The organism is Pseudomonas sp. P4_B4 (assembly GCF_056402255.1).
This window is the reverse complement of sequence record NZ_JBFUHS010000004.1, coordinates 216,586-236,792: the sequence shown is the minus strand read 5'-3', so window position 1 is coordinate 236,792 and position 20,207 is coordinate 216,586. Positions and strand designations below refer to the sequence as shown.

Sequence of the window (20,207 nt, the reverse complement as noted above, 5' to 3'; positions counted from 1 at the left end):
CGTTCAGGTGGCGAGGCGATTCACGGCGAAAGTGCGCGGTATTATGCCTGCTTTACTTCGCTGCATGAAAAGACTCCGGTCGGGAAGAGAAGGCAGTCAGCTCAAGGAACCCGCGCTATCATGCCGCCCAACAACGTTGAACGCGTGATAGAGGAATGGCATGACACCCTGGCTGACGGTAGTGGGCATCGGCGAAGACGGATTCAAGGGCCTGGGCAAGAACGCCCGGCATGCGCTGTTGCGCGCTTCGAAAATCTTCGGCGGCCAGCGGCACCTGGAGTTGCTCCCGCCGTGCATACGCGGCGAGCGCCAGCCGTGGCCGAGCCCCTTCTGCCTTGAGTCGCTGCTGTCGCACCGTGGCGAACCCGTTTGCGTGCTGGCCAGTGGCGATCCGATGTTCTTCGGCGTCGGCGCCAGCCTCGCCCGGCAACTCCCCGCAACCGAGATGCTGACGCTTCCCGCACCGTCCTCCTGCTCACTGGCCGCGGCGCGAATGGGTTGGCCCTTGCAGGAAGTGGTCACGTTGTCAGTGGTTGCCCGCCCCGTCACTGCACTCAGCGCGCAATTGTTCAGTGGCGTGCGCTTGCTGGTGTTGAGTAACGACGGCAGCAGCCCCGCCGCCATCGCCGCACTGCTGCGTGAACGTGGTTTCGGTCTGAGCCGGTTAACTGTGCTCGAACATTTGGGCGGTGAAGCAGAGCGGCGTATCGACGGCATCGCCAATGACTGGACCGATCCTGTGATCGCGGACCTGAACCTGATCGCCATCGACTGCATTGTTGAACCAAGCGCACAGCGCCTGTCACGACTGGCCGGGTTGCCGGACTCGGCGTTCAAGCACGACGGCCAACTGACCAAACGCGATGTGCGCGCCATCACCCTCGCGCGCCTGGCCCCGATCCCCGGCGAACTGTTGTGGGACGTCGGCGCCGGCAGTGGCTCGATCGGCATCGAATGGATGCGCGCTCACCCCAGCTGCCGCGCACTGGCCATCGAGGCGGATGCGGGCCGACAAGCGTTGATCGAAGATAACCGCGACGCCCTCGGCGTTCCCGGCCTGCAACTGGTTCGCGGCAGCGCGCCGCAAGCATTGGCCGGGCTGGAGCGGCCGGATGCGATTTTCATCGGCGGCGGTGTCACCCGCGAGAGTGTGCTCGATACCTGTTGGGCCGAACTCAAGCCCGGTGGCCGGCTGATTGCCAACGCAGTCACCCTGCAAAGTGAAATGACCCTGATGGCCTGGCGCGAGCAACATGGCGGGGAGTTGACTCGCATTCATATCGCGCAAGCACAACCGCTGGGCGACTTCGACACCTGGCGCCAGGCCTTGCCGATTACCTTGCTGGACGTGACAAAACCCTTCGATGCGTGACGAAACCGCCGAACAACCTGCCCCCCTGCGCAGCGGCCTGACCACCGGCAGTTGCGCCACGGCCACCAGCCTCGCCGCCGCGCGTCTGCTGCTGGCTGGCACATCGACCGATGCGGTGGAAATCGTGTTGCCCAAGGGCAAACAGGTGCAGATGCGCCTGGAGTTCTGCCGCCTCACCGAGGACGGCGCCGAAGCGGGAACCCTCAAGGACGCCGGTGACGATCCGGACGTGACCCACGGTGCGCTGCTCTACTCCCAGGTGCGCCTGAGCGCCGAACCGGGGACTCGCTTCAAGGCCGGTCGCGGCGTCGGCACAGTGACCCGGCCCGGGCTGGTGCTGGGTGTCGGCGAGCCCGCGATCAACCCGGTGCCACGCAAAATGATCAGCGACCACTTGGCCCGACTGGCCGACGAACTCGGCTACAGCGGCGGTTTCGAGGTCACGGTCAACGTCGAGAACGGCGAGGCACTGGCACTGAAGACCATGAATCCGCGCCTGGGCATACTTGGCGGCCTGTCGATTCTCGGCACCAGTGGCATCGTCCGGCCGTTTTCCTGTGCGGCCTACATCGCCTCGATCCACCAGGGCATCGACGTGGCGAAAACCAACGGTTACCTGCACATCGCCGCCTGTACCGGCAACGCCAGCGAAGACACCATGCGCCGGGTCTACAACCTGCCGGAAATCGCCCTGATCGAAATGGGCGACTTCGTTGGCGCCGTGCTCAAGCACCTGCGCAAAGTACCGGTGGATAAACTCAGCCTGTGCGGTGGTTTCGGCAAGATCAGTAAACTGGCGGCCGGGCACATGGATTTGCACAGTCGTCATTCGAGCATTGACCTGCCGCAACTGGCGCTATGGGCGGCGCAGGTCGGCGCCGATGCGGCGTTGCAGCAGAATATCCGCGAGGCCAACACCAGCCAGCAGGCACTGGCCATGGCCGCCGCAGCCGGGGTCGCCCTGGGTGATGCAGTCTGTCAGCACGCCTTGGACTTTGCCCGCAGCGTGGTGCCGGCGCAGGTTCAGGTGGAAGTCTTTGCCATCGATCGCCAGGGCAGGATCGTTGGCCATGCGGGAGCATTTCAATGAAGCGCATCCTGTTGCTCGGCGGCGTGACTGAAGCCATGACCATTGCCCGCACGCTGGGACCGCAGCATATCTACAGCCTGGCCGGTGTCGGTCGGGTGCCGACGGATCTGCAATGCCAGGTTCGCGTCGGCGGCTACGGCGGTGCCGAGGGTCTGGCGCAATTCATTGGCGATGAAGGCATCGAGCTGCTGCTCGACGCCACTCACCCCTACGCCGCCCAGATCAGCCAGAACGCCGCGACCGCCGCGCGCTTGAGCGGCATTCCCTGCTGGGCGTTACGGCGTCCGGCCTGGCAAGCCCAGGCGGGTGATGACTGGCGGAAAGTCAGCGATTGGGCCGAACTGATCGACGCCCTGAAGCCCTTCCGTCGACCGCTGTTCACCCTCGGCCGCGAGCCCCTGCAACACCTGGACGAAATTCCTGCAGAGCAATTCTGGACCCTGCGCGCACTGGATGTATATCCGGGCAACGATCGCTGCGAGGTGATCGGCGCACGGGGACCCTTCCTGATCGACGATGAACGTGAGTTGTTCGAACGGCGAAACATCGACGTGCTGATCAGCAAGAACAGCGGCAGCACGGCGACCGAGCCGAAGCTGGAAGTCGCGCGTGAGCGTGGTGTGCCGGTGATTGTCTTGAAGCGGCCAGTGTTGCCGGGGGTTGATCGGGAGTTCCTGACACCTGAGGAAACACTTGGCGCGTTGTCGGTCTTCGTTCATTAGGTCAGGATCATTGGCTTGCATGATAAGTAACCTATTTGTTACCATCAGGGCCGCCTGTGATCACGCTCGAAGAATACGTACAGGACAACGAAACCAGCCCATTTGGTCGCTGGTTTTCCAACTTGAATGCGCAGACCGCGCTTAAGGTATCCACCGCGCTGCTGCGCCTCGAGTTAGGAAACACATCAAACATCAAGTGGTTCGACGGGCTCGGCGAGTACCGGATAAATTGGGGCCCGGGCTATAGAATCTATCTCGTTCAAGAGGGGAAACACCTGATCATCCTTTTTGGTGGCGGTGACAAGTCCACACAAAAAACCGACATCAAACAGGCGAAAGTACTGATAGCCGAGTTTCGATCTCGAAAAAAGACTGAACGACACCGGAGATAACATCATGGCGCTCACCCGAAGCTACAAACACACCATTGCCGAGCGTGCCCAACGTGATCCCGAGTTCGCCCAGGCACTGCTGGATGAGGCTGCTACTCTGTTTCTTAACGGCGAACCCGAAATGGCGCGGATCATCCTTCGCGACCTCATCAACGCCACCGTTGGTTTTGAAGAACTGGCAAAGGAAACGGCAAAGCCCAGCAAAAGCCTCCATCGAATGTTGTCCGCCAAAGGCAACCCAAGCATGGACAACCTGGCTGCAATATTCGCCGTAATTCGCGCTACGCTTGGAGTAGAAATACAAGTACATGCGGTACGTGCGCACTGAGCTAACGTCTTTTTGCTGCGACACCAAACCGCACGCCGCCTTTTTACTTATTGGCCCTGATCAGGCTAAATAGCCCGCGCCTGATCGCCCACCCAAACGGATTTTGTCCCATGTCCCGACAACGGCTCGCAATTGCCTGGATAGCCTGCTTCGCAGTGCTGTTCAACATGCTCGCCATGCCGATGTCCGGAGCGATGGCACAAACGGCTAATTCACCTGCCGAACAGTTGTTGTGGGGCAGTTTCTGCAGTTCCAGCGGCACCAGGATGGTGGCGATTTCCATCGGGGACCTTGAACAGAAAGCCCCGCAAAGCGACGATCATTCCAACATGCAGCATTGCTGGTGCTGCTCGGGCTCTGCGCCATTAGTGGCGTTGCCGGGGCATTCGCCACAGCTGTATTTCGCGCACTTCGAATCCAACCGAAGCCTGCCCGCCACCTCCCTCGAAAGCCCGTCACCGCGCCAGCAATGGCCGAGCCTCAACCCCCGCGCGTCCCCTCTGGTGTGATTTTTTCTCGCAATTGACTGCGTTTTAAATCGTTCCGGAGAACTGCCATGTTGAACAAACTCATCGTTCTGGCTGCGTTGCTGCTGCCTGCCTGCTTTGCCAATGCCCACGAATACAAGGTCGGCACACTGCAAATCGCTCATCCGTGGTCCCAGGAGTTGCCGCCCAATGCGCCCACCGTTGCGGCTTATTTCGTGATCAACAATGAAGGCAAGACCGCTGACCGCCTGCTCAGTGTCGACACCCCCATTGCCGGCGAAGCGCAATTGCATGAGCACGTGATGCAAGGCGACATGATGAAAATGCAGCACGTAACAAGCGTGGAAGTGCCCGCCGGAGGCGAGGTCACTTTCGCGCCGATGGCCTATCACGTGATGTTGCTGGGCCTCAAGGACCGCAGCCTGCTGGTTGACGGCAAGCGCTTCCCCATGACGCTGCACTTCGAGAAGTCCGGTGACGTGACGGTTGAAGTCGCGGTGCAGAAGCAAGGGCCGGACGCCATGCAAGCGCACGTGCACAAGCCGTAATCGCCTGAACTGAAAACGCCCATGCGCCCGCTTAGCGCCAGGTCATCCAGTTCACGCAATCAGGCATTGAGCCTGACACGCGGCAGCTGGATCAGCCTGTTCGCCATGCTGATGATCTTTATCGGTCCGCTGATTTCTCAGTCGATGCCGATGGATTCGCGCGCCATGTCGATGACCATGCCTGTGGGTATGGACATGTCGGCGATGGAGCATGCCGACCATGCCACGCAAGTCACCGCCGAGCATTGCCCGCCAGCCCCGGGGCACCATGTGCTGTGGGAAAAGTGCGGCTATTGCAGCCTGCTGTTCAATTGCCCGGCGCTGACCGGTGGCGTGTCTTTCGCCAACTTCGTCATCCCGCCCGTCAACACCTTCACCACACCCTCTCCGCGCCTGGGCCATGCCTGGCAAACCTTCTTCCCCGGCGCCCGCACCCGCGCCCCGCCCATCGTCGCGTAAACACTCACTTCTGATTTCACACGGTCCGCAAGACCGCCAACGCTCAATCCCACAGGGATTGTGCAGGCTGCCGGCCGTGTCGTTTACGACTGTTCGATGGAAATTGTCATGTCCAGGTTTTCCGCTGTCCCGTGCTTGAGCCCTGCCCAAGCCTCTTATGCCCTGAACGAATCCGGCGTTCGTTTCAGGCACGCCACCGCGATCCTGTGCGGTGCTTTGCTGGCGCCTTCTGCGCTGGCCGATGATCATGCCGGTCACAGTGAAGAACTGAGCCCGACGGTGATTACCGCCGTTGCGCCCAGCTCGCCCTTGACCATCGTCACCAACCCCAAGGACCCGCGCCAACCGGTGCCGGCCAGCGACGGCGCCGATTACCTGAAAACCATCCCGGGCTTCGCCATGGTGCGCAATGGCGGCACCAATGGTGACCCGGTGCTGCGTGGCATGTTCGGCTCGCGGCTGAACATACTCACCAACGGCGGCATGATGCTCGGTGCCTGCCCGGGCCGCATGGACGCTCCGACTTCTTATATCTCGCCGGAAACCTTCGACAAACTCACCGTAATCAAGGGCCCGCAAACCGTGCTGTGGGGACCGGGTTCCTCGGCTGGCACTATCCTGTTCGACCGTGAGCCGGAGCACTTCGGCGAACTCGGCACACGGGTCAACGCCAGCGTGCTGGCCGGCTCCTACGGTCGCTTCGACAAACTGGTGGACGCCGCAGCCGGCGGTCAGTCGGGTTACGTGCGAGTCATCGGAAACACCGCGCACTCCGACGACTACCAGGACGGCAACAACGACACCGTGCCGTCGCGCTATGAAAAATGGAACGGCGACGTGGCCGTCGGCTGGACCCCGAATGCCGACACCTTGCTGGAGTTGACCGCCGGCCGTGGCGATGGTGAAGCCCGCTACGCCGGGCGCAGCATGGACGGTTCGCAGTTCCTGCGCGAAAGCCTCGGCTTGCGTTTCGAGCAGTCCAACATCGGCGACGTATTGGATAAAGTCGAGGCGCAGGTCTACTACAACTACGCCGACCACGTGATGGACAACTACACCCTGCGCACGCCATCCGGCACCGGGATGATGGCAGGCCCCATGGCCTCCAACGTCGACCGCCGCACCCTCGGCGCCCGGGTCAAGGCCACCTGGCGCTGGGCCGATGTGCAGCTTATCAGCGGCATCGACGCGCAGACCAATGAGCATCGCCAGCGCAGCGCCATGGGCGTCGACACCTACAAGGACCTGCCGTACACCAAGGATGCCGACTTCCATAACTACGGTGTGTTCGGCGAACTGACCTGGTACGCCGCCGACCGGAACCGCCTGATCAGCGGCGCACGCCTGGACCGCGCCTCGGCCAAGGATTATCGGCAGACCACCGGCTCGGGCATGATGACCCGCCCGAATCCGACCGCCGACGACACCCGCGCCGATACCCTGCCCAGCGGTTTCATCCGCTACGAGCATGACCTGGCCGACAGCCCGACCACCTTGTATGCCGGTCTCGGTCACACCCAGCGATTCCCGGATTACTGGGAACTGTTTTCACCCAAGTCCGGCCCCGCCGGTTCGGTGAATGCCTTCGATTCGATCAAACCGGAAAAAACCACCCAGCTCGATTTCGGCCTGCAATACAAGACCGAGAACCTCGAAGCCTGGGCCTCGGCTTACGTCGGGCAGGTGCGCGATTACATCCTGTTCAACTACACCCCGACAATGATGGGCATGACCTCGCAAGCCGAAAACATCGACGCGCGAATCATGGGCGGCGAACTGGGCGTCGCTTACAACTTCACCGAGAACTGGAACGCCGACGCGACCCTGGCCTACGCCTGGGGCAAGAACAGCAGCGATGGCAATGCATTGCCGCAGATGCCGCCGTTGGATGCCCGTTTCGGCCTGACCTACAGCGAAGACAACTGGAGCGCCGGCGCACTGTGGAGAGTGGTCGCCGCGCAAAACCGCATCGACCAGAACAAGGGCAACGTGGTCGGCAAGGATTTCGGCAAGACGCCGGGCTTCGGCGTGTTCTCCCTCAACGGTGCCTATCGGATCAACAGCAACTGGAAGGTCAGCAGCGGCGTCGACAACCTGTTCGGCAAGGCTTACGCCGAGCACTTGAACCTGGCCGGCAACGCCGGTTTCGGCTACCCGGCCAATGACCCGCAAGCCATCAAGGAACCGGGGCGAACGCTCTGGACCAAGGTGGACATGAGTTTCTAAAAGCTTCGCGAGCAAGCTCGCTCCTACAGGGGAGCGGGCTTGCCCGCGAACGGTTGCGCAGCAACCGCAAAACAAACAACTAAAAGATCCAGCCAAGCGGAGCACACGTAATGAAACAGCCCAAAGTGAATTTCTACAACCTGGCCTGGCGCTGGCATTTCTATGCCGGATTGTTCGTTGCGCCATTCATGGTGATGCTGGCCTTGACCGGCACCATCTACCTGTTCAAACCGCAGCTCGATTCGCTGATGTACAGCAGCCTGCTCAACGTCCCGGCCGGTCATCACACCGTCCCGGCCGACGACCTGCTGACACGGGTGAAAACAGCTTATCCACAAGGCCAGGTCACCCAGTACCTGCCCCCGGTCAACGCCGAGCGCAGCGCGCAGTTTGTCGTGCTCAACGATGGCAAGGAGCTGAACGTTTTCGTCGACCCTTATCACGGTGACATCCTCGGCGAGCAAGACGCAAAGAAGAACCTGCAAGCCATTGCCCGGTCGATTCACGGCGAGCTGATGATCGGCACCGTTGGCGATCGGCTGATCGAACTGGCCGCCGGCTGGGGCGTGGTGCTGGTGGTGTCGGGCATTTTCCTGTGGTGGCCGCGCGGTCAGGCCGCCGGCATTTTGTGGCCACGCCTGAACAGTCGTGGTCGCATATTGTGGCGTGACCTGCACGCGGTCACCGGGTTCTGGGGCGCGTCCCTGCTGCTGGTGATGCTGCTCAGCGGCATGACCTGGACCGGCTTCTGGGGCAAGCAATACGCCGAAGTGTGGAACGTGTTCCCGGCCGCCATGTGGGATGACGTGCCGAAGTCCGATATCGAGGCGCGCAGCCTCAACACCGCGACCCGCCAGACCGTGCCGTGGGCCATGGAAAACACGCCGATGCCGATGTCCGGCGACCATGCCGAACACATGGCTCACGATGGAGCGTCGGCCGGCCCGGCCTCGCCGTTGATCCGCCTGCAGGACGTACAAAACATCGCCAGCGAACGCAAGGTCGAACCGGGTTACAGCATCACCCTGCCGACCACCGCGACCGGCGTGTTCACCATCGCCGTGTTCGCCGACGACCCACGCAATGACGCCACGCTGCACATCGATCAATACACCGGCAAGGTCCTGGCCGATGTACGTTTCGAGCACTACGGCACCGTCGCCCGTGCCACGGAAATCGGCGTGATGCTGCACGAGGGCAAGATGTTCGGTGTGTTCAATCAGATCGTGGTGTTGCTGATCTGCCTGATGATTTTGCTCAGTGCGGTCAGTGGCGTGGTGATCTGGTGGAAGCGCCGTCCGCAAGGAAAACTCGGCGTGCCGCCGCTGCGTCATGACCTGCCGAAATGGAAAACCGCGATGGTGATCATGTTCGCCCTGGCGGTGGCCTTTCCATTGGTGGGCGCTTCGCTGGTGGTAGTGTGGGTACTGGATCGCCTGCTGCTGTCGCGCTTCACCCGGCAGACTGAGAGCGCCTCATCTTCATCATGAAACAGGTGAGATGCGTGGGGTGAAAGGCACTGTAAACTCCCCCGCGCGTCACCCTCTCGCATTCAGGGTGTCCTTTCGGGCCCCTTCGCGAGCAAGCCCGCTCCCACAGGATTTGCGCAATTCCTGTGGGAGCGGGCTTGCCCGCGAAGGGGCCATCAGCATCACCTCAAGAGCCACTGCATGACCTCGCTGAACCTCACGAACCTCACCTGGTCCCCACTGGGTCACGGCCATTGCGATCACCAATTCCAGCTGTATGACGCCTCGCTACACGTGGCCGCCGGTGAGTTCGTCGGGCTGATCGGCCCCAACGGCAGCGGCAAGACCAGCCTGTTGCGGTGTGCCTGGCGCTTCAATAAACCGGAAAGCGGCGAGGTCAGACTCGATCACCAGAACGTCTGGAAACAATCCTCGCGTTGGTGCGCGCAACGCATCGCCGTGGTGTTGCAGGAGTTCCCTGATGCCTTCGGCCTGACCGTCGAGGAAGTGGTCGCCATGGGCCGCACGCCGCACAAAGGCTTGTTCGATGGCGACACCCTTGAAGACCGCGATCTGATCGATCAGGCCCTGGAATCCGTCGGCCTCAAGGGCTTCGAACACCACGGGTTCACCACTCTCTCCGGTGGTGAAAAACAGCGGGTCATCCTCGCCCGCGCCCTGGCCCAGCAACCACAGTTGCTGATCCTCGACGAGCCGACCAACCACCTCGATCCGCGTTATCAGCTTGAGCTTTTGCAGTTGGTCAAACGCTTGAACATCGGCACCCTGGCGAGCATCCACGACCTCAATCTGGCGGCGGCTTTTTGTGATCGGCTGTACGTGATCAACCATGGTCGTATCGTCGCCAGCGGCACACCGAAAGACGTCCTGACGGCTGCGCTGCTGAGCAATGTGTTCGGCGTCGAAGCGCTGATCGATGAACATCCACTGCACGGCTACCCACGAATCACCTGGATAACCCAACCATGACTTTGCGCTCCCTGCTGCGCTCCTGCCTCTCTCTCATGATGCTGCTGGGCAGCGCCCAGGCATTGGCCGAAGCCACCCATTACCCGCTGACAATCAAAAGCTGCAACCGCGAGGTGACCTTCAAGCAGGCACCAAAACACGCCCTCAGCCACGACATCAACATGACCCAGATGATGCTCGCCCTCGGCCTCAAACCGCAGATGGCCGGTTACAGCGGCATCAGTGGCTGGAAGGCCGTGACGCCCGAGATGCAGAGCATTCTCGAAGGCCTGCCGGAACTGGCGGCCAAGTATCCGTCGGTGGAAACCCTGCTCAATGCCAACGTCGATTTCTTCTTCGCAGGCTGGGACTACGGCATGCGTATCGGCGGCGATCTCACGCCACAAACCCTGCAACCGCTGGGCATCAATGTGTATGAGCTGAGCGAATCCTGCGCCTTCGTGATGAAGCGCCCATCGGCCAGCCTCGAAGACACCTACAACGACCTGCGCAACCTCGGCAGAATCTTCGACGTGCAGGACCGCGCCAATGCCCTGATCGCCAACATGCAGGCGCAGGTGGCAGACATTGGCAAAGACCTGCCCACGGAAAAACCGCGGGTCTTCCTGTACGACAGCGGCGAAGATCGCGCCATGACTTCGGGGCGCCTGGGCATGCCGCAGGCGCTGATCGACGCCGCTGGCGGGAGCAATGTTCTGGAGGATGTCGACGCGAGCTGGACCCGGGTCAATTGGGAAACCGTGGTCGAACGCAACCCGCAGGTGATCGTGATTGTCGACTACAGCGAAGTCACTGCCGAACAGAAGATTCAATTCCTGCTGAGCAACAAGGCCCTGCAATCGGTGGACGCGATCAAGCACCAGCGCTTCATCGTCATCCCTTACGTGCAGGCCACGCCGGGGATCGATAACGTGCTGGCGGTAGCAACCCTGGCCAAGGGTTTCCACGGCGAATGATCAACCGTCGCTACGCCCTGTTGCTGATCGCCCTCGGTGCGCTGTTGCTGGTGTCGTGCGTGGTGTCCCTGGGTTTCGGCCCGGCACGGGTGCCGCTGGATGTGGTGTGGCGCATCCTGTTACACAAACTGTTCGGTTTCGGTGTGCCGGACTGGAACCCCGGACAAGAACACATCGTCTGGCTGATTCGTGTGCCGCGCATGTTGCTCGGCGCGCTGGTGGGCGCCGGCCTGGCGTTGATCGGCGCGGTGCTGCAAGCGGTCACGCGCAACCCGTTGGCTGACCCGCACCTGCTCGGCGTGACTTCCGGTGCCACACTTGGCGCGGTGATCGTGGTGCTGCATGTCGGCGAAATCGTTGGCCTGCTGACCTTGCCGATCGCGGCATTCATCGGTGCATTGCTGAGCATGCTGGTGGTGCTGATGATCGCCAGTCGTCATGGTCGCCTCGACAGTGACCGCTTGCTGCTGTGCGGCGTGGCGGTGTCGTTCGTGATGATGGCGATTGCCAATTTGCTGCTGTTCATGGGCGACCATCGAGCCAGTTCAGCGGTGATGTTCTGGATGCTCGGCGGGCTCGGGCTAGCACGCTGGGAGTTGCTGGCGGTGCCGACAGCCAGTGTGTTGCTCGGGCTGATTTTGCTGCTGGGCATGGCGCGACCGCTGAATGCACTGATGGCCGGCGAGCAGACAGCGGTGACCCTGGGCCTGAATGCACGCACCATACGCCTGCGGGTGTTTTTGATTGCGTCATTGATGACCGGGGTGCTGGTATCGATCAGCGGCTCGATCGGTTTTGTCGGGCTGATGGTGCCACACATTGCGCGGCGTCTGGTTGGGGCTGAACACCGAAGATTGCTGCCGGTGTGCGTGTTGCTCGGCAGCCTGTTTCTCGTCTGGGTCGACGTCGCCGCCCGGACACTGATTGCCCCCGAAGACTTGCCCATCGGCATTGCCACTGCGGCGATTGGCGGGTTGTTCTTCATCGGCTTGATGCGACGTCGTTAACGCCATATTTAATTAAAAAAGTTTCATGACTGCATTTACGCCTGGAAAAACCTCGTATTGAGTTAACGCTTAACAAGTTAACCATCATGTTCATACTCCGCACTCGCGAGTTCAACTATAAAACGCTCGCGCACTTCAATGACGATTATTCCTACAACTTAATCGCCACAACTCTTACAAGAGCGGAAAGAGGTAAGCATGTTCAAGAAACTCATCGCATCCATTGCACTTGTTTCAGCGCCCGCATGGGCAGTGCAGCCACCCTTTACTGGCGTTGATTATAGTGGCCGGTATCAATGCACCGGAATGGACAGCCATATCGGTCCGTTTGAAGGTGTTGTAGAGATGAAGCTCAATGCCAAACAGAGTACCGGCGAACACGGTGCCTACGGTTTTACGCTGACGTTGCTCGACAACTCCCGGTATGACGGATTTGCTGCCGCCAACTTGAGTTCCCTGGCGATTTACTTTGCCCATACGGATCCGTCACTCAAGGATTACGGCGTTGGAATTGCGAAAATTGCTACAACCCCTGACGGGAAAACTTCATTCACCAAGTACTACTACGGCCCGGAGTACGAAGGTGGCGGACATGGTTTTGAAACCTGCATTAAAAGCTGACTTGATGCGCCGCTGACCTTGTGGGAGCGGGCTTGCTCGCGAAGAGGGTGTGTCAGACAACATAAATGGCAACTGAAACACCGCATTCGTCGGAACGCCGCCCGGAGCAAGCCCGCTCCCACAGTCGATTTTTGTTGCCCACAAAGTCTTCGCCCCAATCTGGCGCAACTCTTCGCACCAACGCGCCAGACGCGATCCTTCATGGTGCGCCAGCAAACCGTTCAACCGCTCTAAAACGACATTTCCCTGCCTTTTGCCGACCGGGCACAGCACTTGCAAAACACACCTTCAGTAGTCCGCATCTGCCAACCAAAAAAACTCATAAGTTCATGGAGATCGCACAATGAAGCGTCGCAGTTTGATCAAGGCTTTCACACTCTCGGCAAGCATCGCCGCGATGGGCATGACCTGGACTGTCCAGGCCGCCGAGACCATCAAGGTCGGTATTCTGCATTCGTTGTCCGGGACCATGGCGATCTCCGAAACGTCGTTGAAAGACATGGCGCTGATGACCATCGACGAGATCAACGCCAAGGGCGGCGTGAACGGCAAGATGCTCGAGCCGGTGGTGGTCGACCCTGCATCGAACTGGCCGCTGTTCGCCGAGAAGGGTCGTCAATTGCTGACCCAGGACAAGGTCGCCGTGGTGTTTGGTTGCTGGACTTCCGTGTCGCGCAAATCGGTACTGCCAGTGTTCGAAGAACTCAACGGCCTGCTGTTCTACCCGGTGCAATACGAAGGCGAAGAAATGTCGCCAAACGTGTTCTACACCGGCGCGGCGCCGAACCAGCAGGCGATCCCTGCCGTTGAATACCTGATGAGCGAAGAGGGCGGCAGCGCCAAGCGCTACTTCCTGCTCGGCACCGACTACGTCTACCCGCGCACCACCAACAAGATCCTGCGTTCGTTCCTGCACTCCAAAGGCGTGGCCGACAAGGACATCGAAGAGGTCTATACCCCGTTCGGTCACAGCGACTACCAGACCATCGTCGCCAACATCAAGAAGTTCTCGGCCGGCGGCAAGACGGCGGTTATCTCCACCGTCAACGGCGACTCCAACGTGCCGTTCTACAAGGAACTGGCGAACCAGGGCCTGAAAGCCACCGACGTTCCGGTCGTGGCGTTCTCGGTCGGCGAAGAAGAACTGCGCGGCATCGACACCAAACCGTTGGTGGGTAACCTGGCGGCGTGGAACTACTTCGAATCGGTGGAGAACCCGGTGAACAAGAAGTTCGTCGACGACTGGAAAGCCTACGCGAAGAAACACAACCTGCCAGGCGCCGACAAGGCGGTGACCAACGACCCGATGGAAGCCACTTACGTCGGTATCCACATGTGGGCGCAATCGGCGGAAAAAGCCAAGTCCACCGACGTCGACAAAGTCCGCGAAGCCCTGGCCGGCCAGACCTTTGCCGCGCCGTCCGGTTACACGCTGACCATGGACAAGACCAATCACCACCTGCACAAGCCAGTGATGATCGGCGAGATCCAGTCTGACGGTCAGTTCAACGTGGTGTGGCAGACCGAAGGACCGATCCGCGCCCAGCCGTGGAGCCCGTTCATCCCCGGCAACGACAAGAAACCGGAATATGCGGTGAAGAGCAACTGAGCCATTGGGCCTGACGATTATTCAGGCCCAACACAACTCCCTGTGGGAGCGGTTTTTGCGGCGAGGGAGCTTGCTCCCGTTGGACTGCGGAGCAGTCCTTTTTTGGGGCCGCTTCGCGTCCCAGCGGGAGCAAGCTCCCTCGCCACAAAAGCCAGCCTTCACATTTAGTCCGAGCAAGGCGACTCTCTATGCCCACTGCCCTCTACCGCTTCCTCCTCGCCATCGCACTCTTGCTGCCTATGGCCACTCACGCCGGTGACGCCGAAGACTTCGTCGTCGCCAATCCCGTGCAGCAAGCCAGGCTGTTGGAAGCCTGGGCCGCGCAACCCGACCCGGCCCGTATCGAACTGATCAACGCCCTGCAACAAGGTGAATTGACCATCGACGGCCAACCTAAAACCCTGCGCCTGAACAACCGCCTGCGAGGTCTGATCGACACGGCCCTGGCCAGTCATCAATTGCTCGCCACCGATGCCAAACTCCGTCTGACCGCCGCGCAGCAACTACAGAAAAGCGCCAAGCCGGCGCAGTTGAAATTCCTCGACCAACAACTGGCGGGCGAGAAGGACGAGAGCGTTCATGCCGCACTGAGCCTCGCCCTGGCCAACCTGCAATTGGTGGATGCCGACCCGGCTGTACGGCTGGCCGCTGTGCGCTTGCTCGGCGAAACAGGTGATCCGCTAGCCCGCACCCGCCTCGAAGGCTTGCTCGATCCTGGCGTTGAGGCTGATGCCAATGTACGCACTGCGGCCGAAACCAGCCTCGCTCAAGTCAAACGCAAACTGCTGGTCGGCGAGATGCTCGGTCAGGCATTCAGCGGCATGTCCCTGGGCTCGATACTGCTGCTCGCCGCCTTGGGACTCGCGATCACCTTCGGCCTGCTCGGCGTGATCAACATGGCCCACGGCGAGATGCTGATGCTCGGCGCCTACTCGACCTATGTGGTGCAACTGATGTTCCAGCGCTTCGCGCCGCAGGCCATCGAGTTCTATCCGCTGATCGCGCTGCCGGTGGCGTTTTTCGTCACCGCGGCCATCGGCATGGCGCTGGAGCGCACGGTGATTCGCCACCTCTACGGCCGTCCGCTGGAAACCCTGCTCGCCACCTGGGGCATCAGCCTGATGCTGATTCAACTGGTTCGCCTGGTGTTCGGCGCGCAGAACGTCGAAGTGGCCAACCCGGCGTGGCTGTCGGGCGGCATTCAAGTGCTGCCGAACCTGGTGCTGCCGTACAACCGCATCGTCATCATTGCCTTTGCGTTGTTTGTGGTGGTGTTGACCTGGCTACTGCTGAACAAGACTCGACTCGGCCTGAATGTTCGCGCCGTCACGCAGAACCGCAACATGGCCGACTGCTGCGGCGTACCCACCGGGCGCGTGGACATGCTCGCCTTTGGCCTCGGTTCGGGCATCGCCGGCCTCGGTGGCGTGGCCCTGAGCCAGATCGGCAACGTCGGCCCGGACCTCGGCCAGAGCTACATCATCGACTCGTTCCTGGTGGTCGTGCTCGGCGGTGTCGGTCAGTTGGCCGGTAGCGTGCTGGCGGCGTTTGGCCTGGGGATCGCCAACAAGATTCTCGAACCGCAGATCGGTGCCGTGCTCGGCAAGATCCTCATCCTCGCGTTGATCATTCTGTTCATCCAGAAACGTCCGCAAGGCCTCTTCGCACTCAAAGGACGGGTGATCGACTGATGAACCAGCCCCTGCTCGTTACCGCGACCCAAAAAGCCGGCCCTAAAGTCTCGATTGCCGTCGGTGCAGTGATCCTCGTTTTGCTGTTGGCGCTACCGCTACTGTCGTTGTTACCGGTGGACAGCACGCTGCATGTTTCGGCTTACACACTGACGCTGGTGGGCAAGATTCTTTGCTACGCCATCGTCGCACTGGCGCTCGATCTGGTGTGGGGTTACGCCGGCCTCCTGTCCTTGGGGCACGGTCTGTTCTTCGCCCTCGGTGGCTATGCCATGGGCATGTACCTGATGCGCCAGGCCTCGGGCGATGGCTTGCCGGCGTTCATGACCTTCCTGTCGTGGACCGAAATGCCGTGGTTCTGGACCGGCACCAGCAGCTTCCTCTGGACCCTGTGCCTGGTGGTATTGGCGCCGGGGTTGTTGGCGTTGGTGTTCGGCTTCTTCGCCTTCCGTTCGCGGATCAAGGGCGTGTATTTCTCGATCATGACCCAGGCCCTGACCTTCGCCGGCATGTTGTTGTTCTTCCGCAACGAAACCGGCTTCGGCGGCAACAACGGCTTCACCAACTTCCGCACGATTCTTGGCTTTGGCATCACCGAACCGGGCACCCGTGCTGTGCTGTTTTTCGCCACGGTGCTGTTGCTGGTGGCGAGCCTGTTTATCGGCTGGCGCCTGGCGCAAAGCAAGTTCGGTCGGGTGTTGACCGCGCTGCGCGATGCGGAAAACCGCCTGATGTTCTGCGGCTACGATCCGCGCGGTTTCAAGTTGTTCGTGTGGGTGTTGAGCGCGGTGTTGTGCGGCCTGGCCGGTGCGCTGTATGTGCCGCAAGTGGGGATCATCAACCCGAGTGAAATGTCGCCGACCAACTCGATCGAAGCGGCGGTGTGGGTCGCCCTCGGCGGACGTGGCACGCTGATCGGGCCCTTGCTCGGCGCCGGCGTGGTCAATGGCATGAAGAGCTGGTTCACCGTGGCGTTCCCCGAGTACTGGCTGTTCTTCCTCGGCGCGCTGTTCATCGTCGTGACCCTGTATTTGCCCAAAGGCGTGATCGGTCTGTTGAAGAAAAGAGGTGAGCAATGAGAGTCACTGCAACCGCTGAATTCATGCTCGAACCGGCGTTCTTTCCACCACTGGAACCCAACCGCGACGCCGGCAGCAGCCGCGATGCCATCGGTCTCGGCCAAAGTGCCGGTAAAGGCCTGAATACGCGCCACGGCACCATCCTGACCCTGGAAGATATCAGTGTCAGCTTCGACGGCTTCCGCGCCCTGAACAATCTGAACCTGTACATCGGCGTCGGTGAGCTGCGCTGCATCATCGGCCCCAACGGCGCAGGCAAGACCACGCTGATGGACGTGATCACCGGCAAGACCCGCCCCAGCCACGGCAAGGCCTGGTTCGGCGAAACCCTGGACCTGACGCAAATGAGCGAAGTGCAGATCGCCCAGGCCGGCATCGGTCGCAAGTTCCAGAAGCCCACGGTGTTCGAAGCCTTGAGTGTGTTCGAGAACCTGGAACTGGCGCAGAAAACCGACAAGTCGGTGTGGGCCAGCCTGCGGGCTCGCCTGAACGGCGAACAGAAAGACCGCATCGCCGAAGTGCTGGAGACCATTCGCCTGACCAGCTCGGTCAATCGCCCGGCCGGCCTGTTGTCCCATGGTCAGAAGCAGTTCCTGGAGATCGGCATGTTGCTGATGCAGGACCCGCAATTGCTGCTGCTCGATGAGCCGGTGGCGGGCATGACCGACGCCGAAACCGAGTTCACCGCCGAGCTGTTCAAAAGCCTGGCCGGCAAGCATTCGCTGATGGTGGTGGAGCACGACATGGGCTTCGTCGGTTCGATTGCCGACCACGTCACGGTGTTGCATCAGGGCAGCGTGCTGGCCGAAGGGTCGCTGGAGCAGGTACAGGACAACGAGCGGGTGATCGAGGTTTATCTCGGTCGATAGACATGTGAACACTGCCCCATGTGGGAGCGGGCTTGCTCGCGAAAGCGGTGTGCCAGTCGATGCAAATGTTGAATGTCAGTCCGCATTCGCGAGCAAGCCCGCTCCCACAGGGTTCTGTGTAAAACAGAAGGAATTCGAACATGCTGCAAGTCGAAAAACTGCACCAATACTACGGCGGAAGCCACATCCTGCGCGGCCTGACATTTGACGTGAAGGTCGGCGAAGTCACCTGCCTGCTCGGCCGTAACGGCGTGGGCAAGACCACCCTGCTCAAATGCCTGATGGGCCTGCTGCCAGCGAAGGAAGGCGCAGTGAACTGGGAAGGCAAGCCGATCACCACGTTCAAGCCGCACCAGCGTGTGCATGCCGGCATCGCCTACGTGCCGCAAGGCCGGGAGATCTTCGGCCGCCTGACCGTGGAAGAAAACCTGCTGATGGGTCTGTCACGCTTTCCCGGCAGCGAAGCGAAGGAAGTGCCAGCGTTCATCTACGAGCTGTTCCCGGTGCTGCTGCAAATGAAGCAACGCCGGGGGGGTGACCTGTCCGGCGGCCAGCAACAACAACTGGCCATCGGCCGTGCGTTGGCCAGCCGCCCTCGCCTGCTGATCCTCGACGAGCCCACCGAAGGCATCCAGCCGTCGGTGATCAAGGAGATCGGTGCCGTGATCAAAAAACTCGCGGCCCGAGGCGACATGGCCATTCTACTGGTCGAGCAGTTCTACGATTTCGCCGCCGAACTGGCAGACCAATACCTGGTGATGTCCCGGGGCGAAATTGTGCAACAGGGTCGCGGCGAGAATATGGAAGCCGAAGGCGTGCGCGGTTTGGTGACGATCTGAGCAGTGAACTGTCAGCGCTCATTCAGAAACCGGGCCGATTCGTCACGCCCTCCCATAGGGCCGCCATCGAGCGTCCACCAAACCTGGAATATTCCAGAACGGACTGGTTTGTTCGACCGTCAGTACACCCATTGCCGCAACACGTCTGACGAAAAACCTCGGACTCATGCGCCCGGTAAGCAAGAACCTGTCGATGTTGACGCCCAACTTGCCATCTGCCTCGAACATCAGGGATTCGGCGTCCGAAAACGTACTGTGATACTTCAGCAGTGCGCCGTCCGGAGTCTGGCGGAATACGGAAAAGCCCTGGGAGACGTCCACCAACCCTGATGTTCTGCCCTGCTGGATGCTGAACAACAATGACCGGGGCGAGAAAAACTGCTGGTAAATGTCAGCCTGTTCTTCCGGTAGTGACGTCGCCAGCAACTCTGGCCCTAGGTACACACCTGCAAACGTCTGATTTTCTGGTAACAGAAAACCGTCTGGCGTCGCGGGGAATACCTGCTCGATTGCCAGCAATCCATCAGGTCGTTGCAACGGCAATGTCGCGACATATTCGTCACGGTCGCGATGCTTGAGGATCAGTCCCATGCGCAGATGCGCTGCGGTGGCGGGTACGCGACTCAAGGCAGCGTTCAACGCCGACGCCGGATCGTCAAAAACCGACGTATAGAACGGTTGGAGAGTGGGAGGTCCGGGCAGGACCGGCTGGTTGGGAGTCCATTGAGCCGTGATCGGGCCGCGAAATCCCCCCCAGACCGTGCCTGGATCAAGGACACGCATCTGGCCGATGGTCACGATCCTCTTGATTCGACTTTCGGGCGTGGAGCCCAGTCCGAACTGAGGATTGCCGGATGCGTTCTGCGGATTGATGGAATAGGCCACCAGAGAACCATCGTGACTTGAAATGTAATTGGTTTTAAAGACGTCGACATGCCTGAAAGCTGAATCGAGATCGACTGTCGAGGGGAGCGCCTGATGCAACTTGACCTGGTCTGCGCTGTAGCGGGGGTGAGCCCGGGCAATCTGTTCCGCATATTCCGGATGGCTGTGATAGCGGCCCACGCAAAGGTATCCCGCAGGATGAATGATCGTCCGGGTTTGTCGGTCGTAGGCCAGCAAACGCTCAAAATCAAATGTAGTTGCCTCACCTTTTATAGGTGTCGTGGCGACACATTTACCATCAGGGCGCTGCAACAGGAGCGCACCGTACTCTCTGTCGCTCACGTGTTCATGTTGGTGCAGCCAAAGCGCCGCATCGTCCACGCCAATGAAGGGCTGGCTCACAGGTGGCAACACCGGTGCGGTCGAAGATGCAGGTGGTGCAGGATCATAAGAAGTGGTCATCAAGAGACTCCAAGGCGTTCAATCACCCCTCTGGATGTGGGGCGTACGCTTGCATCCTCGGTTTTTCACGACCACCGATGGCGGTAGATATGTATACCTCAACAG

Annotated in this window: 20 protein-coding genes; 19 read left to right on the top strand and 1 reads right to left on the bottom strand. The window is 60.6% G+C overall.

From position 1 onward, the window contains the following. Positions 1-160 precede the first annotated feature (160 nt). From cbiE to urtE, 19 genes are all read left to right on the top strand, one after another. Positions 161-1,372: a precorrin-6y C5,15-methyltransferase (decarboxylating) subunit CbiE gene (cbiE, locus tag AC1DVE_RS07350; protein WP_223461668.1), complete on the top strand. Its 1,212-nt coding sequence runs from the start codon at positions 161-163 to the stop codon at positions 1,370-1,372. Continuing rightward, a complete protein-coding gene (locus tag AC1DVE_RS07345) occupies positions 1,365-2,462 on the top strand; it encodes a cobalt-precorrin-5B (C(1))-methyltransferase (protein ID WP_223461666.1) in 1,098 nt (365 codons plus the stop codon). The genes cbiE and AC1DVE_RS07345 overlap by 8 nt, the downstream gene beginning before the upstream one ends. Then, positions 2,459-3,184, top strand: a complete 726-nt coding sequence (locus AC1DVE_RS07340; protein ID WP_223461664.1) for a cobalt-precorrin-6A reductase — start codon at positions 2,459-2,461, stop codon at positions 3,182-3,184. Before AC1DVE_RS07345 ends, AC1DVE_RS07340 begins: the two co-directional genes overlap by 4 nt. Positions 3,185-3,240: 56 nt before the next feature. Then, entirely contained in the window at positions 3,241-3,576 is a 336-nt protein-coding gene (locus AC1DVE_RS07335) for a type II toxin-antitoxin system RelE/ParE family toxin (protein WP_477783861.1), read from the top strand. Positions 3,577-3,580: 4 nt separating this feature from the next. Continuing rightward, a complete protein-coding gene (locus AC1DVE_RS07330; protein WP_008016808.1) occupies positions 3,581-3,904 on the top strand; it encodes a helix-turn-helix domain-containing transcriptional regulator in 324 nt (107 codons plus the stop codon). Positions 3,905-4,014: 110 nt separating this feature from the next. Further along, positions 4,015-4,413 (top strand): DUF2946 domain-containing protein, encoded by a 399-nt coding sequence (locus AC1DVE_RS07325; RefSeq protein ID WP_223461661.1) that lies wholly within the window; start codon positions 4,015-4,017, stop codon positions 4,411-4,413. A 47-nt stretch (positions 4,414-4,460) separates the two neighbouring features. Beyond that, entirely contained in the window at positions 4,461-4,940 is a 480-nt protein-coding gene (locus tag AC1DVE_RS07320) for a copper chaperone PCu(A)C (protein WP_223461659.1), read from the top strand. A 21-nt stretch (positions 4,941-4,961) separates the two neighbouring features. Then, on the top strand, positions 4,962-5,399 hold the full coding sequence (locus AC1DVE_RS07315) for a DUF2946 domain-containing protein (RefSeq protein ID WP_223461657.1): 438 nt from the start codon (positions 4,962-4,964) through the stop codon (positions 5,397-5,399). A 108-nt stretch (positions 5,400-5,507) separates the two neighbouring features. Next, a complete protein-coding gene (locus tag AC1DVE_RS07310; protein WP_223461655.1) occupies positions 5,508-7,625 on the top strand; it encodes a TonB-dependent copper receptor in 2,118 nt (705 codons plus the stop codon). A gap of 110 nt (positions 7,626-7,735) precedes the next feature. Further along, the gene (locus tag AC1DVE_RS07305; RefSeq protein ID WP_223461653.1) at positions 7,736-9,115 is read left to right on the top strand and encodes a PepSY-associated TM helix domain-containing protein; all 1,380 of its coding nucleotides are present in this window, start codon (positions 7,736-7,738) and stop codon (positions 9,113-9,115) included. 180 nt (positions 9,116-9,295) lie between these two features. Beyond that, entirely contained in the window at positions 9,296-10,084 is a 789-nt protein-coding gene (locus AC1DVE_RS07300; protein WP_223461652.1) for an ABC transporter ATP-binding protein, read from the top strand. Further along, positions 10,081-11,040 carry an ABC transporter substrate-binding protein gene (locus AC1DVE_RS07295; protein ID WP_477783860.1) on the top strand — a complete coding sequence of 320 codons (960 nt, stop codon included), beginning with the start codon at positions 10,081-10,083 and terminating at the stop codon, positions 11,038-11,040. The genes AC1DVE_RS07300 and AC1DVE_RS07295 overlap by 4 nt, the downstream gene beginning before the upstream one ends. Then, entirely contained in the window at positions 11,037-12,047 is a 1,011-nt protein-coding gene (locus tag AC1DVE_RS07290) for a FecCD family ABC transporter permease (RefSeq protein ID WP_223535104.1), read from the top strand. Before AC1DVE_RS07295 ends, AC1DVE_RS07290 begins: the two co-directional genes overlap by 4 nt. A 198-nt stretch (positions 12,048-12,245) precedes the next feature. Next, a complete protein-coding gene (locus AC1DVE_RS07285) occupies positions 12,246-12,668 on the top strand; it encodes a hypothetical protein (RefSeq protein WP_223461647.1) in 423 nt (140 codons plus the stop codon). 343 nt (positions 12,669-13,011) lie between these two features. Further along, complete coding sequence (gene urtA / locus AC1DVE_RS07280; protein ID WP_223461645.1) at positions 13,012-14,277, top strand: urea ABC transporter substrate-binding protein; 1,266 nt, start codon at positions 13,012-13,014, stop codon at positions 14,275-14,277. Between the two features lie 188 nt (positions 14,278-14,465). Beyond that, the gene (gene urtB / locus AC1DVE_RS07275) at positions 14,466-15,968 is read left to right on the top strand and encodes an urea ABC transporter permease subunit UrtB (RefSeq protein ID WP_223461643.1); all 1,503 of its coding nucleotides are present in this window, start codon (positions 14,466-14,468) and stop codon (positions 15,966-15,968) included. Continuing rightward, positions 15,968-17,047: an urea ABC transporter permease subunit UrtC gene (urtC, locus tag AC1DVE_RS07270; protein ID WP_477783859.1), complete on the top strand. Its 1,080-nt coding sequence runs from the start codon at positions 15,968-15,970 to the stop codon at positions 17,045-17,047. The genes urtB and urtC overlap by 1 nt, the downstream gene beginning before the upstream one ends. Then, positions 17,044-17,916, top strand: coding sequence for an urea ABC transporter ATP-binding protein UrtD (urtD, locus tag AC1DVE_RS07265; protein ID WP_223535100.1), 873 nt, complete (start codon positions 17,044-17,046; stop codon positions 17,914-17,916). Before urtC ends, urtD begins: the two co-directional genes overlap by 4 nt. 140 nt (positions 17,917-18,056) lie before the next feature. Next, the gene (gene urtE, locus AC1DVE_RS07260) at positions 18,057-18,755 is read left to right on the top strand and encodes an urea ABC transporter ATP-binding subunit UrtE (RefSeq protein WP_007979642.1); all 699 of its coding nucleotides are present in this window, start codon (positions 18,057-18,059) and stop codon (positions 18,753-18,755) included. A gap of 42 nt (positions 18,756-18,797) precedes the next feature. Here urtE and AC1DVE_RS07255 read toward each other — a convergent pair whose 3' ends face one another. Continuing rightward, the gene (locus AC1DVE_RS07255; RefSeq protein WP_223461640.1) at positions 18,798-20,102 is read right to left on the bottom strand and encodes a DUF4329 domain-containing protein; all 1,305 of its coding nucleotides are present in this window, start codon (positions 20,100-20,102) and stop codon (positions 18,798-18,800) included. Between the last annotated feature and the right edge of the window lie 105 nt (positions 20,103-20,207).

Coding starts and splice junctions, on each gene's coding strand:
- AC1DVE_RS07295 (WP_477783860.1), top strand. CDS start 10,081: ATGACTTTGCGCTCCCTGCTGCGCTCCTGCCTCTCTCTCATGATGCTG.
- AC1DVE_RS07325 (WP_223461661.1), top strand. CDS start 4,015: ATGTCCCGACAACGGCTCGCAATTGCCTGGATAGCCTGCTTCGCAGTG.
- AC1DVE_RS07340 (WP_223461664.1), top strand. CDS start 2,459: ATGAAGCGCATCCTGTTGCTCGGCGGCGTGACTGAAGCCATGACCATT.
- AC1DVE_RS07285 (WP_223461647.1), top strand. CDS start 12,246: ATGTTCAAGAAACTCATCGCATCCATTGCACTTGTTTCAGCGCCCGCA.
- urtB (WP_223461643.1), top strand. CDS start 14,466: ATGCCCACTGCCCTCTACCGCTTCCTCCTCGCCATCGCACTCTTGCTG.
- urtE (WP_007979642.1), top strand. CDS start 18,057: ATGCTGCAAGTCGAAAAACTGCACCAATACTACGGCGGAAGCCACATC.
- urtC (WP_477783859.1), top strand. CDS start 15,968: ATGAACCAGCCCCTGCTCGTTACCGCGACCCAAAAAGCCGGCCCTAAA.
- AC1DVE_RS07330 (WP_008016808.1), top strand. CDS start 3,581: ATGGCGCTCACCCGAAGCTACAAACACACCATTGCCGAGCGTGCCCAA.
- AC1DVE_RS07310 (WP_223461655.1), top strand. CDS start 5,508: ATGTCCAGGTTTTCCGCTGTCCCGTGCTTGAGCCCTGCCCAAGCCTCT.
- AC1DVE_RS07345 (WP_223461666.1), top strand. CDS start 1,365: ATGCGTGACGAAACCGCCGAACAACCTGCCCCCCTGCGCAGCGGCCTG.
- urtA (WP_223461645.1), top strand. CDS start 13,012: ATGAAGCGTCGCAGTTTGATCAAGGCTTTCACACTCTCGGCAAGCATC.
- AC1DVE_RS07300 (WP_223461652.1), top strand. CDS start 9,296: ATGACCTCGCTGAACCTCACGAACCTCACCTGGTCCCCACTGGGTCAC.
- AC1DVE_RS07305 (WP_223461653.1), top strand. CDS start 7,736: ATGAAACAGCCCAAAGTGAATTTCTACAACCTGGCCTGGCGCTGGCAT.
- AC1DVE_RS07290 (WP_223535104.1), top strand. CDS start 11,037: ATGATCAACCGTCGCTACGCCCTGTTGCTGATCGCCCTCGGTGCGCTG.
- cbiE (WP_223461668.1), top strand. CDS start 161: ATGACACCCTGGCTGACGGTAGTGGGCATCGGCGAAGACGGATTCAAG.
- AC1DVE_RS07315 (WP_223461657.1), top strand. CDS start 4,962: ATGCGCCCGCTTAGCGCCAGGTCATCCAGTTCACGCAATCAGGCATTG.
- AC1DVE_RS07255 (WP_223461640.1), bottom strand. CDS start 20,102: ATGACCACTTCTTATGATCCTGCACCACCTGCATCTTCGACCGCACCG.
- AC1DVE_RS07320 (WP_223461659.1), top strand. CDS start 4,461: ATGTTGAACAAACTCATCGTTCTGGCTGCGTTGCTGCTGCCTGCCTGC.
- urtD (WP_223535100.1), top strand. CDS start 17,044: ATGAGAGTCACTGCAACCGCTGAATTCATGCTCGAACCGGCGTTCTTT.